Annotated in this window: 11 protein-coding genes; 1 reads left to right on the plus strand and 10 read right to left on the minus strand. The window is 68.9% G+C overall.

Going from position 1 to position 16,571, the window contains the following annotated elements; all coding sequences use genetic code 11:
* Nucleotides 1–16: 16 nt before the first annotated feature.
* The 5 genes from ACM6LR_RS35085 to ACM6LR_RS35105 form a co-directional block, all read right to left on the minus strand.
* Complete coding sequence (locus ACM6LR_RS35085) at nucleotides 17–1,213, minus strand: glycosyltransferase (protein ID WP_414945321.1); 1,197 nt, start codon at nucleotides 1,211–1,213, stop codon at nucleotides 17–19.
* A gap of 26 nt (nucleotides 1,214–1,239) precedes the next feature.
* Nucleotides 1,240–2,466, minus strand: coding sequence for a glycosyltransferase (locus ACM6LR_RS35090; protein WP_414939955.1), 1,227 nt, complete (start codon nucleotides 2,464–2,466; stop codon nucleotides 1,240–1,242).
* A gap of 26 nt (nucleotides 2,467–2,492) precedes the next feature.
* Nucleotides 2,493–3,659 carry a glycosyltransferase gene (locus ACM6LR_RS35095; protein ID WP_414945322.1) on the minus strand — a complete coding sequence of 389 codons (1,167 nt, stop codon included), beginning with the start codon at nucleotides 3,657–3,659 and terminating at the stop codon, nucleotides 2,493–2,495.
* 25 nt (nucleotides 3,660–3,684) lie between these two features.
* Complete coding sequence (locus ACM6LR_RS35100) at nucleotides 3,685–5,160, minus strand: tryptophan 7-halogenase (protein ID WP_414939957.1); 1,476 nt, start codon at nucleotides 5,158–5,160, stop codon at nucleotides 3,685–3,687.
* A 62-nt stretch (nucleotides 5,161–5,222) separates the two neighbouring features.
* The gene (locus ACM6LR_RS35105) at nucleotides 5,223–6,455 is read right to left on the minus strand and encodes a cytochrome P450 (protein ID WP_414945323.1); all 1,233 of its coding nucleotides are present in this window, start codon (nucleotides 6,453–6,455) and stop codon (nucleotides 5,223–5,225) included.
* A gap of 177 nt (nucleotides 6,456–6,632) precedes the next feature.
* Between ACM6LR_RS35105 and ACM6LR_RS35110 the strand changes: the two genes are divergently transcribed.
* On the plus strand, nucleotides 6,633–6,809 hold the full coding sequence (locus ACM6LR_RS35110; RefSeq protein WP_414939959.1) for a hypothetical protein: 177 nt from the start codon (nucleotides 6,633–6,635) through the stop codon (nucleotides 6,807–6,809).
* Between the two features lie 353 nt (nucleotides 6,810–7,162).
* Here ACM6LR_RS35110 and aroF read toward each other — a convergent pair whose 3' ends face one another.
* The 5 genes from aroF to ACM6LR_RS35135 all read right to left on the minus strand — a co-directional run bounded on the left by aroF (nucleotide 7,163) and on the right by ACM6LR_RS35135 (nucleotide 16,562).
* The gene (gene aroF, locus ACM6LR_RS35115) at nucleotides 7,163–8,200 is read right to left on the minus strand and encodes a 3-deoxy-7-phosphoheptulonate synthase (protein ID WP_414939960.1); all 1,038 of its coding nucleotides are present in this window, start codon (nucleotides 8,198–8,200) and stop codon (nucleotides 7,163–7,165) included.
* Nucleotides 8,201–8,249: 49 nt separating this feature from the next.
* Nucleotides 8,250–9,458 (minus strand): cytochrome P450, encoded by a 1,209-nt coding sequence (locus ACM6LR_RS35120; RefSeq protein ID WP_414939961.1) that lies wholly within the window; start codon nucleotides 9,456–9,458, stop codon nucleotides 8,250–8,252.
* Nucleotides 9,459–9,479: 21 nt separating this feature from the next.
* Nucleotides 9,480–10,655 (minus strand): cytochrome P450, encoded by a 1,176-nt coding sequence (locus ACM6LR_RS35125; protein WP_414939962.1) that lies wholly within the window; start codon nucleotides 10,653–10,655, stop codon nucleotides 9,480–9,482.
* 115 nt (nucleotides 10,656–10,770) lie between these two features.
* On the minus strand, nucleotides 10,771–10,980 hold the full coding sequence (locus tag ACM6LR_RS35130) for an MbtH family protein (protein ID WP_409491165.1): 210 nt from the start codon (nucleotides 10,978–10,980) through the stop codon (nucleotides 10,771–10,773).
* Entirely contained in the window at nucleotides 10,977–16,562 is a 5,586-nt protein-coding gene (locus tag ACM6LR_RS35135) for an amino acid adenylation domain-containing protein (protein WP_414945324.1), read from the minus strand. Before ACM6LR_RS35135 ends, ACM6LR_RS35130 begins: the two co-directional genes overlap by 4 nt.
* Nucleotides 16,563–16,571: the final 9 nt, after the last annotated feature.

A 16,571-nucleotide genomic window follows, 5' to 3' on the forward strand; every position in this document is an offset into this window, starting at 1 on the left:
CGATGGGGAAAAGCCGTCACTGGACGGTGTCGAGCAACAGTTCCGCGGCCACCGTCGCCCCGTCGGTGTGGACCGTGGCGGCCACGGCCTTCGCCCGCGTGCGGGTTTCCGGGGCCAACGCCGTGGCGAGCGCGGCCGACAGGGAGTCGGACGTCGGGTCCGCGACTTCATGCGCCGCGCCGATGCCCAGCTCGGCCACCCGGCCCGCGAAGTACGGCTGATCCGTGTACCGGGGTATCACGACCTGGGGGACGGCGGCTCGCGTGGCCACGTGCGTCGTGCCCGCGCTGCCCGGGTGGATGACGGCGGCCACGCGGCCGAACAGCACCTGGAGGTTTGTTTCCTCGACGGCGAAGCAGTCGTCCCGGTCGTCGGGCAGGGCCAGGTCGGCCCAGCCTTGGGAGAGGATCACCCGGCGGCCCTCGGCACGGATCGCCTCGATGGCCACGCTCGCGGCGTCAGCGGTTCCGGTCGCGCTGCCGAAACCCACGTATACCGGCGCCGACCCGGCGTCCAGGAACGCCTCCAACTCGGCCGAAAGAGGCCGTTCGTCGGGCAGGCCCCACACGCCGGTCTGCACGGCGTCGAGCTCCGGCTGCAGCGGGGCCAGTACCGGATCCGCCGCCAGCCATGGCTGATCGGTGTAGGCGTAGTCGAAGAGGTTCTCGACCGGTGGCAGGCCGATCGAAGCCCGCTGGCTGTTGAGCGGACCACCGAAGCGCTGGTAGAAACGTCGGTGCCGCTGCTCCCACAGCACCTGGTTGTCGGTCACGCCCGGTTCGGTTCGCTCGTCCAGGGGTGGCTGGAACTGCGACGACGGCAGATAGACCGGACTGTAGGCGGCGTAGAAGTAGGGGATGCCCACCTTCTCGGCCACCGACCGCACGGCGGCCGCGGCGGCCAGCTCTCCGGTCGTCACCACCGCGTCACACCCTTCGGCGGCCGCCGGGACCCTGTCGAACTGCATAGCGACCAGACCGGCCTGGAGCCGGCGCTCGTCCTCGGGCGACGGCGGCGGCATCCCGTCCTGCAACATCACGCGCTGCGGCATGCCGACCGGCACCAGCGGCACCCCGACCTCGGCCAGCCGCTCCTCGGCGGCGGGCGGCGCGCACATCCGCACCTCCGCCCCGCGTTCCCGCAACCGAACCGCCAGTGCCACCAGCGGTTCGACGTCCCCACGGCTGCCGGACGTCGACAACAACACACGCATTACGTATCCCCAGTTCCGTAGGTTGGTCAGGCGGGAACAGACGGCCTTTCCTTGCTGACCGCGTCGAGCAACAGCTCCGCGGCCACCGACGCCCCGTCAGTGCGGATCGTGCTTGCCACTTCCTTCGCCCGCGCACGGGTTTCCGGAGACAAGGCCGTGCCGAGCGCCGCCGACAAAGCCTCGAACGTCGGAGCCGGACCGTCGAGCGCCGCACCGATACCGAGTTCCGCCACCCGGCCGGCGTAGTACGGCTGGTCCGCGATCTGGGGCACCAGAACCTGGGGGACGCCCGCACCGGCGGCAACGGTCGTCGTGCCCGCGCCGCCATGGTGGATGACGGCGGCCACCCGGCCGAACAACGCCTGGTGGTTCACCTCCCCGACGGCGAAGCAGTCGTCCCCGTCGTCGGGCAGGGTCAAATCGGCCCAGCCACGACCGAGGATCACCCGGCGGCCCTGTGCGCGGATCGCCTCGATGGCCGACCGGGCGGCGTCGGCCTGCGCGCGCATACTGCCGAAACTCACGTACACCGGCGGCGGGCCGGCGTCCAGGAACGCCTTCAACTCGGCCGAAAGCGGCCGTTCGTCGGGCAGGAGCCACGCGCCGGTCTGCACGGCGTCGAGTTCCGTCGGCTGCAGCGGGGCCAGTACCGGATCCGCCGCCACCCAAGGCTGATCGGTGTAGCAGAAGCCGAAGACGTCCTCCACCGGCGGCAGGCCGGCCGTGGCCCGCCTGCTGTTGAGCGTGTCCCCGTACCGGTTGTAGGCGCTCTGGTTGTTCCGGTCCCACAGCGCCCGGATGTCGGTCCCGTCCGGCGCGGGTGGCTCGCCGATCGGTGGCGGCGGCGCGTAGTACGGCGATGGCACGAAGATCGGACAGTAGAAGGCGTAGAAGTAGGGAATGCCCAGCTTCTCGGCCACCGACCGGACGCCGACCGCCGCGGGCAGCAGGCCGGTCGTCACCACCGCGTCACACCCCTCGGCGGCCGCGGGGATCTGGTCGAACTGCAGGGTGATCGCCTCGGCCATGAACCGGGCCATCTCCTCGCGCGACGGCCGTGTCGTCCCGTCCGCCTTCGGGCGCGCCGGCTGCCCGATCGGCACCAGCGGCACATCGACCTCGGCCAGCCGCTCCGCGGCGTCCGGGGGCGCGCACATCCGCACCTCCGCCCCGCGTTCCCGCAACCGAACCGCCAGCGCCGCCAGCGGTTCGACGTCCCCACGGCTGCCGGACGTCGACAACAACACACGCATTACGTATCCCCAGTTCAGTAGGTTGGTCAGGCGGGAACAGGCGGCCTTTCCCGGACCGCGCGGAACAACAGGTTCGCGGCCACCGAAGTCCCGTCAGTGCGGATCGCATCGGCCACTTCTTTCGCCCGCGCACGGGTTTCCGGCGACAGAGCCGTGCCGAGCGCCGCCGACAAAGCCTCGAACGTCGGAGTCGGACCGTCGAGCGCCGCACCGATACCGAGTTCCGCGACGCGACTGGCGTAGTACACCTGCTCGATGATGTGGCGGACCACGATCTGCGGGGCGCCCGCCCGCGTGGCCACGTGCGTCGTGCCCGCGCCGTCGTGGTGGATGGTGGCGGCCACCCGGGCGAACAAGGCCTGAAGGTTCACCTCGCCGACGGCGAAGCAGTCGTCCCCGTCGTCGGGCAGGGCCAGATCGGCCCAGCCGCGGGAGAGAAGTACCCGGCGGCCCTGGGCGCGGATCGCCTCGATGGCCACCCTGTCGGCGTCGGCGGTTTTGAGCGAGCTGCCGAAACCGACGTACACCGGTGCCGAACCGGCGTCGAGAAACGCCTCCAGCTCCGCCGGAAGGGGCCGCTCGTCGGGCAGGATCCACGCGCCGGTCTGCACCGCGTCCTCGCCCGGCCGCAGCGGCGCCAGGGTCGGATCCGCCGCCAGCCACGGCTGATCGGTGTAGCCGTAGTCGAAAAGGTTCTTCACCGGTGCCAGGCCGATCAAGGCCCGCTGCTCGTTGACCGCGCCACCGGCGAACCTGTCGGCGCCCTCGTTGTACTGGGCCCGCCGCTCCGGGGTGTGCGTCGTCGGCAGATGGTCCGGACAGAGAACGGTGTAGAAGTAGGGGATGTCCAGCTTCTCGGCCACCGACCGCGCGGCGATCGCGGTGGGCAGCAAACCGGTCGCCACCACCACATCACATCCCTCGGCGGCTTCCGGGAGCCGATCGAACTGCTCGGCGATCACCTCGCCCGCGACCTCGGGCGCCCCGGGCGGCAGGACTCCCGGCTCGCGTGCCCCGGCGCGCACCGGCCGTCCGATCGGCACCATCGGCACCCCGACCGCGGCGCACCGCTCCACGTAGTCCGGCGGTGCGCACATCCGCACCTCCGCACCGAGTTCCCGCAACCGCACGGCCAAGGCCACCAGCGGTTCGACGTCGCCGCGTGATCCGCAGCCCGAAATCAGCACGCGCATGCGCATCCCCTCTCCGGTAGACCACTCACGCCGGGTGGTAGGGCAGCCATTTCATCCCGTCGGGCGAGGTGACCAGTCCCCCGGGGAACAAGGGCATCTCAGGCTCGGCGTCCTCGCCGAGGATCGCCTTCATCTGCACCTGGCCCGCTTCCTGCATCGCCTGCTTGACCACCTGCGACTTGAACATCGGCACCATGTCGTCCCCGTCGCCGCTCGCCATCTGATCAACGGCCGCGGCGAATTCGGCACTGCGCTCGACGATCCGGTCCGCGGCCGTCAGCGCCGTCTCACCGGAGGACACGCCACCGATCAGCTCGACGAACGACTCGATATCGGTGTTCTCGTTCTTCGTGACCTTCTTGGCCTGCCAGAAATACGATTCCTCGTTCACGTTCATCTGATAGAACGACACGAGGAATTCGTAGAACACGCCGTATTCGCGGCGATACCGCGCCTCGTACTCGGTCAGTACGGTCTTCTCGTCCAGATCGCCCGCGAGGACACTGTTGATCGACCGGGCCGCGAGCAGCGCGCTGTAGGTCGCCAGGTGCACACCGGAGGAGAACACCGGGTCCACGAAGCACGCGGCGTCACCGACCAGGACCATCCCCGGCCGCCAGAAGGTCGTCTGCTGGTACGAATAGTCTTTGCGGACCCGCAACTCCCCGTACTTTCCGGTCGTCACCCTGGTCGCGTTCGACAGGTACTCCGAGATCAGCGGGCACTCGGCGATCAGGTCCGTGAGCGCCTTCTCGCGGTCACCCTGGATCTTGTCGGCGTCCTCCCGGCGCACCACCGCGCCGACACTGGTCAGCGTGTCGCTCAGCGGGATGTACCAGAACCAGCCGCTGTCGAAGGCCACACTCAGGATGTTGCCCGAGACCGGCGCGGGCAGCCGCTTACCGCCCTCGAAGTACCCGAACAGCGCCAGGCTGCGGAAGAACTCCGAATAGTTCCGCGTACCGCCGACGTGGGAATACAGCCGGCTCTTGTTACCCGACGCGTCGATCACGAAGCGCGCCGACACCTCACGCTCGTTACCGTCGGGGTCGGTGTACCGCAGCCCGGTGACGCGCTCGCCCTCTTCCACCACATCGTTGACCGCGCACCCCTCGCGCACGACCACGCCCTTGCTTTTGGCGTTGTTCAACAGGATCTGGTCGAACTTCGCCCGCTCGACCTGATAGGCGTGCGACGTCGAGCCGGTCATCTTGGCCGAAATGCCGAAGTGGAACGTCCACGGCTCCGGGCGGGCACCCCAGCGGAAAGTGCCGCCCCGTTTGATCGGGAACCCGGCATTGGCCAGTTCGTCCGCGACGCCGAGTATCCGGCACACCCCGTGCACCGTGGCGGGCAGCAGCGACTCACCGATCTGATAGCGGGGGAAGACCTCTTTCTCCAGCAGCAGGACCCGGTGCCCCTGCATGGCCACCAAGGTGGCGACGGTCGAGCCGCCAGGACCGCCACCGGCCACCACCACATCGAACTCTTCCACCGACATATCCCACCATTCCTCGTTCGAGTGTCAACTCGTTGTGGCTGTTGAACTTGGTCTGTAGTCCGCTACCAGTCGACCGGCAACCGATCCGGGCAGTCGACGAACGCGTTCCGGTGCTTGACTTCCTCGATGGGCACCGTCAGGCGCAGCCCGGGGAACCGGCGCCACAGGGTCTGATAGGACATCCGCAGCATCACCTTCGCCACCGCCGCGCCGATGCAGAAATGGATGCCGTGCCCGAATCCGACGTCCGAAATCGGCGGACGATTCGCGTCAAGGACATTGGGATTCGGCGTCAGCGCTTCATCCCGGTTGGCCATGAGAATCGAGCACAGGACATAGTCCCCGGCTTTGATCAGCTGCCCGTCGATGACCACGTCCTTCACGGCCATCCGTGGATTCGGCTGCTGCACGGGCGACAGATAGCGCACCAGTTCGGTGACCAAGCGATCTGCCTCCTCGCGGCCGGCGAGGAGTGCCTTGATCTGCTCGGGATTCTGCAGAAGAGCTAGAACCCCGAAGCCGATCATCCCGGCGACGGTCTCGACACCACCGAGGATCAGCGCCGTGCACAGGCCCTTGAGTTCTTCGTCCGAGACGTTGTCCCCGTGCTCTCGCACGAGCATGCCGATGAACCCCTCGTCGGGGTCCTTGCGCTGCCGGGTGATGAGACCGTTCAGGTATCGGTTGAACGCCGCGCTGTCGTTCGCTCGCTCCTTGAACCCACGGTTGAAATCGACGTTCCGCCTGATCCGGCGGATGAACTCGTGCCGGTCGTCACGCGGGATGCCGAGCAGTTCGCACAGGACACCCCCGCCGACCGGATCGGCGAACAGTCCCTGGAGGTCCGCGGACGGCCCCTCCGCCTCCATCGCCTCGAGCCGCTCGTCGATAAGGCCTTGGATGGCGGGTTCCAGCCGCCGGATCCGCCGGACCGTGAATTCCGGTGTCAGCATTTTCCGCAGCCGGGTGTGCTCGGGTGGATCATAGGTCGAGATCTGTCCGACGAACTGGGACGCTACGTGATTCCCTTTTCCGGTCACCGATTCCGACTGGGTCAGCCGGGGCCGCGTGGTGAAGTTCTCGTGATCACCGAGGATCTTTCGCACCACGTCGTAGCCCATTGCCTGCCAGACATAGTCGACGCCCAGCTGAGTGCTCGCTTCCCCGACCGTCCGGAACAGCGGGCCGTGCGCCCTGAGTTCGAACATGTCCTCATGCGGATCGCAAAGCGTTCTCATCATGTAGTTCGCCGTCGGCCGTAAAATCGGCGCGACCCCATCGATAGCGTGATCCATACCGAGCTGAAGCTCCTTCACTGACCAGGAGTGGCGTTCTGAGAACGACACCGGATGGACGCCGGCGCAACCGGCCCTGGCACTCTGGCGACCCAATTCCACCTGCAATCAGACAGCAGGTCCAGCACTGCGCGTGGACAACGGGAGGCCTTCGGGACCTGGGCGGGCACGGTGCCGATGACCGGTCCCGAGGCCGGACTGTCGTCCCTCACCGTGTGGTTTCGGGATGTTATCGAGGAGAAGGCCGACCGTGTCGTGTTCGTCTGCGAGGCCGGCGGCGGGGTGAAGGCTCCCTTGGCCACGTCTGATGCGACGAAGGACGCCTTCGGCCCTGATCAGGGCACGGGGTCGTGAGTGGCGATTCGGCTCGGAGCCAACCGTGTCTCAGGTACCGACCGTTGGGCGGTTTCGCGTGACTGAACGGACATCACCCGTGATTGGCCGGACATCACGCGTGATCCGACGGACATCACGCGTGATTGGCCGGACTCCCGCGGCGAGTTGTCCGTCTGGACACGTGTGATATCCATCCAGTCACGTGTGACATCCATCCAGTCACGTGTGACGTCCGTTCAGTCACGCGAAACCACCGGCTCGGTACTGGGTCTCGTGAGTGGCGATTCGGCTCGGAACACGGATCGCCACTCACAACCCCAGTACCGATCAGGCCATCTTTGCCTTGTCCCTCATTGGAGCCGCCCAGGCGACTACGCCATGAGGCTCGCTCCCGCGGTGAGGTGGCGGCCGAGCAGCGGCGGGAACTCACGGACGGCCCTGCCCAGTTCGGCGAGGTCGTCGGCGACCAGCGCCTGGGGGCCGTCGCAGAGCGCCTCTTCCGGAGTGGGATGCACATCGATGATCAGGCCGTCCGCGCCCACCGCCATCGCCGCGCGGGACAGCGGCAGCACCAGTTCGCGCCGTCCGCCGGAATGCGACGGGTCGATGATCACCGGCAGGTGGGTCAGCGCCTGCGCGACCGGGACCGCGGAGACGTCGAGGGTGTTGCGGGTGGCCGTCTCGAACGTCCGGATACCCCGCTCGCAGAGCACGATGTCGAGGTTGCCCCGCTGGGCGATGTACTCGGCGGCCATCAGCCACTCCTCGATCGTGGCGTTCATGCCCCGCTTGAGCATCACCGGCTTGCCGCAGTCGCCGACCGCCTGCAGGAGCGCGAAGTTCTGCATGTTCCGTGTGCCGACCTGAAGCATGTCCGCGTACTTGGTCACCAGGGATACGTCGTGCGCGCTGACGACCTCGGTGACCACGGGCATCCCCGTCTTCTCCCGGACGTCGGCCAGGATGCGCAGGCCGTCCTCGCCGAGCCCTTGGAAGGCGTACGGCGAAGTTCGCGGCTTGTAGGCGCCGCCACGCAGCAGAGACGCGCCGGCCTGCTGCGCCATTCGTGCGGCGGCAAGGGTTTGGCGCGGCGTCTCGACCGCGCACGGGCCGGCGATCAAGGTCATCGTGCCGGGGCCGATGGGCACCCCCGCGACGCCGACCACCGAACGCGCCGGATGGTTCTCACGGCTCACCAGCTTGTAGGGCACCGAGACGCGCAGTACGTCGGCGACCCCCGGTTTGCCGAGCAGGCCGAGCGTCTGGAACCGCTCGATGTCACCGACCAGCCCGATGATCGTCCGGCTGACACCCCGGCTGACGGACGCCGAGCCGCCCGCTCTCTCCACCATCGAGACGAGCGCGTCGATCTCGTGCACCGAGGCGTCGGGCGCCATCACGATTACCATTTGAGTCTCCCTTGGAATGCGAACGGCCCCGGGGCGGTCCAGCAGACGATCACCATGCGACCATCAGGCTGGTCAAGCCATACGCGGGGGTGGTCAGGCGGAATTGCGTTTCCTGGTCGGGATCCGCGAGCCTCAAGTCGGGAAAACGTCGCCACAGAGCGGTATAGACCGCTCGCAGTTCGAGGCGGGCCAGCGCGGCTCCCAGGCAATGGTGGATGCCGTGCCCGAACGCGACATGAGCAATGGGCTCACGCGTGACGTCGAGGCGGTCGACATCCGGTTGCAGGGCAGGGTCACGGTTCGCCGCCGGGAGGGAGCAGATGACCGACTCCCCCGCCTTGATCACCTGGTCCGCGATGGCGACGTCTTCCATCGCGGTCCGGGGTGTCGGCGCATACGGGACCGTCAGGTAGCGGAGCAACTCGTCGACGGCCCGATCAGCCGACTGATCGTCGCCCCGCAACGCGGCGATCTGCTCGGGGTGCCGCAGCAGCGCCAGCACGCCGAGCCCGATCATGCCGGAGATGTTGTCGTCGCCCGCCAAGATCACCTGCACGCAGAAGCCTCTCAGCTCCTCGTCGGTGACCGCGTCGCCGTGTGCGGCGACGATCGACCCGAACAGCCCTTCGCCGGGGTCCTTCCGTTCCCTGGCGATCATGGCCAGCAGGTAGCGGGAGAACGCCTCGCCGACGGCCGCCCGTTTCCGCTGGCTCAGCGAGGCGTCGAGATGCCGGTGACACAGCTGCATGAACATGGCGCGGTCGTCACGGGGCACCCCGATCAGCTCGCACAGCACGGCTCCTGGCACCTCGTCGGCGACCAGCTCGATCAGATCGGCGGGGGATCCCTCCCGCTCCATGGCATCGAGCCGGTCCGCCACGATCCGGTCGACGTACGGCCCCATCCGCCGCATCCGGCGCAGGGTGAACGCCGGGGTCACCAGCTGCCGGAGCCGGGTGTGCTCTGGCGGGTCGTAGTCCATCAGGTTGCCCACCAGTTCCCGCGGCCGGAAGACGCCCTTCCCGCCGATCTCGTCGCGCGGGTCCCAGCGGCGCCGGGTGCTGAACTTCTTGTGATCGCCGAGCACCTGCCGGACGACGGCGTGCCCGGTGGCCATCCAGGCGGACTCGGCGTCCGCTCCGGATCCGACGGTGACCCTTGTCAGGGTGCCGGCGGAAAGCAGTTCGTCCGCCGGATCCAAGCCCTGTCGTCGAATGTGAAGCGGGAGCGAACTGTCATCGCTCACTGGGTTGTTCATCGGTTCTCCTGTATTTCCGCGCTACCAATCGAGCAGCAGGGATTCCACGTCGAACGGCGGGTGACCCAGTTTGATCTCGCGGTCCGGTTCGGCCAGCTTCAGCGCGGGAAAGCGGTGTGTCAGCGCCGGAATCGCGGTCCGGAACACCAGCTCGGCCAGCGGCCTGCCGAGGCAGTGATGGATGCCGTGCCCGAAGGCGACATGCGCAGGCCTTTCCCTGGTGATGTCGAACCGATCCTCCGGGCCGGGGAAATGCTGGCGGTTCGCGGCCAGCAGAGAGCAGGTGACGGTGTCGCCTTCCTTGATGACGCAATCACCGATGCGCACGTCCTCCATCGCGATGCGCGGGGTGAGCTTCTCGTCGGTGGTGAGATAGCGGACGACCTCGTCCAGCCAATCCGGGACGGCGTCCGCGTTGTCCCGGAGCATCGCGAACTGCTCGGGGTTCTCGGCCATCAGCCAGGCACCCGCCGCGAGGAAACGAGCCATCTGATCCCCGCCGGCGCCCATGATGAACGCGGCCACCCCCTTCAGCTCCGCGTCGGTGATCGCGTCGCCGTTTTCCTGCACCACCACACCGAACATGTCGTCACCGGGATCGCGGCGCGTACGAGCCACGACCTGTTCGATGTAGGTCATGTACTTGTTTCCCGCCGCCACGCGCTTCTTGCCGGACTTTTCGGCCCGGCTGGCGTGGAGGGCGCGTGACAGATCCGCCTGGTCGTCGCGGGGGATGCCGAGGAAGTCACACGTCACCGTCGTCGCGACGGCCCACCCGAAGTGCGGGACGAAGTCCACCGGGCCGCCGATGGCCTCGATGTCGTCCAGGGTCGTCCTGATGATCTGTTCGATCTGCGACCGGAACTTCTCCATCCGCCGGACGGCGAACGGGGAGACCACCATGCGGCGCAGGCGCGTGTGCTCCGGCGGGTCGTACTGCGTGAGGAAGCCGGGCCAGGTGAACCCGGCCGCGGTCCCGCCCCAGAGCAGCTTGGCGCTGAACTTGTCCGAGCCGAGAACCTGCCTGATCTCCTCGTATCCGGTGACGAGCCACGCGGTCCTCGGTTCGGGACAATCCTCGACACCCAAGATGGACATGGGGCCTTCGCTCATCAGGGTGCGGAGCTGGGATCCCGGGTCGAATCGGGTCCTCCGGTGTATCTCCGTACCACGGATGACGTTGATCTCCTCGAACACTGCTGGTCCTTTCCCCCCATCCAGCCCGGTGGAGGCGGAATGGATGTTTCAGGTCGGTCGGACGAGAGTCGGGGCTCGTCCAACCGACCACATTGAGCGGCTGGACGCCTCCGCCTCAGGCGCCGGCTTCTTGAATGAGGCTCTTCGGCCGGAGGTCGGTCCAGTTCTCCTCGACGTAGGCGAGGCATTCCTGACGGCCGGCTTCACCGTGGACGCGGGTCCAGCCCGCGGGCACCTCCGCGAAGGTCGGCCAGAGGGAATGCTGGCCCTCGTCGTTGACCAGTACGAAAAAGGAACCGTCTTCGTTGTCGAACGGATTGCTCATCGCTGTGTCCTTTCACGGTCCGGCCGGGGCCGGAGCTTCTCGGCGACGATGGCCCCGATCTGGGCCAATGCCGCGGGTTGCACCATTTCGTAGTGGTCGGATGGGATCTCGTGGGATTCGACGGTCCCGCTGGTGTAGTCCTTCCAGCTGTCCCTCGCGTATTCCACGGGCATATGCGCGGGACGGTCCACCGCGGCGATGAACAGCAGGACGTCGCTGGCGAAGGTCGCGGAAGCGGTGTGCCTCGGCCCGACCTCCCAGAGGTTCCGCATGACCGCCTTCAGCCGCGACCGGGCGCCTTCGCCCTCCACCACTTCACCGGCGAGTTCCAGTTCCTGCTGCTTCCGCTTTCCGAAGGCCTCTTCGTCGGCCGCGGAGCCGGTCGACTTCTTTCCCATGTAGGTGGGATAGGCGTCGAGCAGGGCGAGCAGACCGACCTCCTCCCCCGCCGCCTCGATCACCACGGCCATCGCCTGCGCGATCCTCCCGCCGAGGGACCAGCCAAGGAAGTGATACGGCCCGGACGGTTGGACGGCGCGGATCTGTTCGAGGTAGTCGGCCGCCATCTCCTCCACGCTGGCAGGCAGCGGTTCGGTACGGGCCAGGCCGCGTGCCTGCACCCCGTAGACCGGCTGATTCGCCGGAAGGTGGTTCAGCAACGGGCCGTAGTTCCAGCTCAGCCCCCCGCTCGCGTGGAAGCAGAACAGTGGCGGGCGGTCACCTCCCGCTCGCAGCGGCAGCAGGATCTCGTAGTCCCCCGTCCGCACCAAGGCGTTCGATCGCCGCCGCTCGCCGACGACGATCAAGGTCTTGGCAGCGGTCTTGCGGGCGCGCAAGCCGGTGGGCAGCATGCGGTGCCCCGGAGCCCCGAACGGACAGGGCACGGTCGGCTGATCGGGTTCGCCCCCGTCCACTCCTTGACCGGTGACGTAGAGATCGCCGACGGCACCGGGAGCGACGGGGCGCAGCTCGCCGTCGAGCAGGAGCGCGCCGAGCGGGCCGTCCCCGGCCAGACCGGCGAGCACCGACGGGACGGCACCGGACCATCGCGCCGGCGCGATGGGCGGACGGCCGCGTTCGGTGTCGTCCAGGAAGAGGTCCAGGTCGCTGATCCGCCGTCCGGGATCCTCCGCCACCTGTTCCATGACGCGGACCAGCCGCCGGGCCACCGACTCGGCCGTGTCCTGGTCGAACAGGTCGACGGCGTAGTGGAGGGAGCCCGCGAGGCCGTCCTCGTTGTCCTCGTCGTCATGGCACTCGGCGAGGCGGAAAGCGAGATCCAGTTCGATGGCCTCGAGCCCGCCGGGTTCGACGCTGGTGCGCAGGGCGGGCAGTTCCGTCGCGTCCCACGTGCCGGTCTCCTCGTCCCGCACCTCCAGTCCCACCTGGAACACCGGGTGGCGTGACAGCGAGGCCGGCAGGTCCAGCAGCTCGGCGATCCGTTCGAAGGGCAGGTCCAGGTGCTGGTTCGCGCCGACGGCGGCCTCCTGCACCCGAGCGACGACCTCCAGGAAGGTCGGGTCACCCGAGACGTCCGTGCGCAGGGCGAACGGACGGCCGAACTGCCCGATCATCGGCTCCAGGTCGATGAAGTCGTCGTCCCTCGGCAGGGTCGTGCCGATCACCAGGTCTTCGCCCGCGCCGTAGCTGGCCAGGAGCATGACGAGCGCGGCGTGCACCGTCTGCTGCGCGTCCGCGCCGAGCCGCTCCACCGCGGCGGTCAGCCGGGCGTGTGAGGCGGCGTCCAGCCGCAGCGCGACCGAACCGGCCCGCCGCGACGGGACGGCCGGTCGCGGGCGGTCGAACGGGAGCACCGTCTCCCCGTCGATACCCGCCAGGTTGTCCCGCCAGAAGACGACCTGCTCGTTGATCAGGCTGCCCAGCTCGTGCTCGTCCGCGAGAAGCTGCTGCTCCCAGATCGCGTAGTCGGCGAACTGCAGTGCCAGCGGCGCACGCTCCGGAACCCTTCCCGCGCGCCGTGCGCCGTACGCGGCCGCCAGGTCACGGAAGAACACGTTGATCGAGTCGTCGTCGGCGAGGATGCGGTGCGCCTTCAGGTGCAGCACGTGCTCCTTTTCGGACAGTGCTAAAAGGTCACAGCGCCACGGCACCTCCCGCGTGAGGTCGAAGACTCGTTCGCGCCGCTCGGCGAGTGCCCCGGGGAGGTCCTCCTCGGTGACCGGTACCGGGGCCAGCTCGACCGCCAAGGCGTCGTGGATGTGCTGATACACGCTCTGCCCGTGGCCGGGGAAGCTCGTACGGAAGATCTCGTGCCTCGCCGCGACGTCGCCGAGCGCCGCCGCCAGCGCGGGCACGTCCAGCTTGCCGCGCAAGCGCAGCGCGACCGAGACGTGCTGGTCGGCGGTTTCCTCGCCGGGACTGGCCAGGAGCCAGGCGCGGAGCTGGCGGGCGGTGAGGGGCACCCGGTCTCCTCGGGTGGCGGTCACCAGCGCGGGCCGCGACTTCGCGGCGAGCACCCTGGCGACACCCGCGGGCGTCGGCGAGGTGAACAGCTGCCGGACGGGCAGATCCGCGCCGAGTTCTTCACGGATCCGCGCGATGAGCCGCATGGCCAGCGCCGAACTTCCGCCAAGGTCGTGGAAGGCGTCGTCGACCCCCACCGGGTCGACGCCGAGGATCTCCGCGAAAAGCGCGCACAGCACCTTCTCGGTTTCGCTCTGCGGCGCCTTCTCCGACGTGCGTCCCGCGAGATCGGGGGCGGGCAGTGCCCGGCGATCCACCTTGCCGTTGGGGGTGACCGGCAGGCCGGGCAGGACGACGACCGCCAGCGGGACCATGTACGAGGGCAGGACCAGTCCGATCTGCCGCCGGATCTCCTCCGCACCCGCGTCGCCGCCGTCTGAGACGACGTAACCCACCAGACGCTTTTCGCCCGGCTGGTCCTCCCGCGCCAGGACGACGGCTTCGACCACGCCCGGCTGGGCCGCCAGCACGGCCTCGACCTCGCCCAGCTCGACCCGGTAGCCGCGGATCTTCACCTGCTCGTCGGTACGCCCGAGGAACACCACCTCGCCATCGCTGGTCCAGCGCGCCAGGTCCCCGGTGCGATACATGCGCTCACCGGGGAGGAACGGGCACGCCACGAACCGTTCGGCCGTCAGGTCCGGCTTGGCGAGGTAGCCGCGGGCCAGCCCCGTGCCCGCGATGTACAGCTCGCCAACCACACCCGGTGTGACCGGTCGCAGGAAGGCGTCGAGGAGGTAGATCTTGCGGTTCGCCATGGGATGGCCGATCGGCAGTTCCCGGCCGACCACGTCACCGGGCTCGATCGGGAGCCACGTCGCGCACAGGGTGGTCTCGGTCGGCCCGTAGGTGTTCCTCACCCGCAGAGCGGGCTGGGCCCGCCGCAGGTTCTCCACGGACTGGGCGGGAACGATGTCCCCGCCGGTCCCGATCTCGACCAGGCCGGTGAAGCACTCCGGGGACGTTTCCGCCAGCGCTCGGAAGGTACCGGCGGTGAGGTGGACGGCGGTCGCGCCCCGTTCGACGGCCTGCCGGACCCCGACGGCGTCCAGCACTCCCGGCTCGGTGAGCAGGACCCGGCCACCGGTGACGAGCGGTACCCACATCGCGTAGAGCGAGGGGTCGAAGACGTGCGTCGCGTGCATCAGCACGCCGTCGTCGGGACCGAGCTGCCAGCCCGCGTCACCGGCGAGACCGGCCACCGCCCCATGGGGGATGGCCACGCCCTTCGGGAGGCCCGTGGATCCGGAGGTGTACATGACGTACGCGAGATCGTCGGCGCTCGGCCGGAACTCCGGCGCCGTGGCGGCACAGGCGTCGACGGCCGCCCGCGTCTCCGGCGCGTCGAGAACGATCGCGCCTTCCGGCACGACGCCGCTGGTGGCCCGCGTGCAGACGACGGTCGAGATCCCGGAGTCGGTGAGGATGAACGCGATCCGCTCGGCCGGGTACTCGACGTCCACCGGGACGTACGCGGCGCCCGCCTTCCAGATCGCCAGGAACGTGCTCAGCAGCTCCGGGGACCGGTCCATGGCCACCCCGACGCGGTCGCCGCGGCCGACGCCACGACCGGCGAGGTACCCGGCCAGCCGGTTCGACGCCTGGTCGAGCTCCGCGTAGGTCAGGTTCGCTCCGGAGGCGTCGGTGATCGCCACCGCGTCCGGCGCCCCGGCCACCCGCCGCGCGAACAGTTCGACCACGGACTTCCCCGGCACCGGGCCCGCGGTCGCGTTGAAGTCGTCCACCACCAGGGCGCGCTCGGCCTCACTCAGCAGCGTCAGCCTGCCGACGAGGACATCGGGCTCGGTGACCAGCCGCTCCAGCACGCGCGCCAGCGCGCCCACGACCGATTCGGCGGCCGTGTGGTCGAACAGGCCCCGGTCGTAGTCGAGGATGAGCGGCATCCGCTCGCCGGGACCGGTGATCAGGGTGAACGGATAGTGCGAGGAGTTGCGCCCCCGCTTCACCGGGCGCAGGGCGAGGCGGCCGTCCGGCTCCTCGCCGAGTCCCTGGCGGGGGAAGTTCTCGTAGATGACGAGCGTGTCGAAGACCGCTCCGGGCCCGGTGACGGCCAGCACGTCCTGCAGGCCGAGATGCTGGTGAGCCATCAGTGTCGACTGGCGGCGCTGCAGGTCGGTGAACAGGTCGACGGCCCGGCGCGCGCCGGCGAGCCGGACGCGGACCGGCAGGGTGTTGAGCAGCTGGCCGACCATCGACTCCACGCCCGCCAGATCGGCGGGGCGCCCCGAGGCGGTCGCGCCGAACACCACGTCGGTGCGGCCGGCGAGTTGCGACAGCACGACACCCCAAGCGCCCTGTACGACGGTGTTCAGGGTGAGACCGTTGCCGCGCGCCAGCCGGGCGAGGCCGTCCGTCAGCTCGGTGGACAGCTCGACCACCGCCGTGTGGATATCCGGCACGCGGGCCGGATCGGCGGGGACGACCGTGGTGGGGGTGTCCAGCCCGGCGAGTTCGTCCCGCCAGGCCGTCCGGGCCGCTTCCTTGTCCTGCCGTCCCAGCCAGGCGAGATAGTCCCGGTAGGACACGGTGGGCGGGAGCCCGGACGCGTCGCCGCCCGCGGCGTAGATGTCGGCCAGCTCGCGGTGGATGATCGGCATCGACCAGCCGTCGGTCAGCACGTGATGAAGGGTGTGCACGAGCCGGTGGCTCTCCTGGCCCAGCCGGACCAGGTGCAGTTTCATCAGCGGCGCCGTCTCGATGTCCAGCCGTTCCGCGACTTCTTCCGCGGCCAGCCGGTCCACCTCGCCGTCGACGATGTCGTCCGGCAGGCCGGAAAGATCCGTCTCGCGCCACGGAATCTCGGCGTCGCGGGAGATGACCTGCACCATCTGCGCGCCGCTGACATAGCGGAAACAGGCCCGCAGCGCGGCATGCCGATCGACGAGCGCCTGCCACGACGCCTTCAGTCGCCCGGCGTCCAGCGGGCCGTCGATGCCGTAGACGGTCTGCACGGTGTAGGTGTCCGGCCCGTCCTTGTCGAGGACGGTGTGAAAGAGCATCCCTTCTTGCAGCGGCGAGAGAGGCCAGACGTCCTCGACGCTGGAGCGGGGCTTCGCGCGAGTGTCGTCAACGGTCACGATCTGCTC

Origin of the sequence: Amycolatopsis sp. cmx-11-32 (assembly GCF_047608695.1) — a bacterium.
Lineage (GTDB): Bacteria > Actinomycetota > Actinomycetes > Mycobacteriales > Pseudonocardiaceae > Amycolatopsis.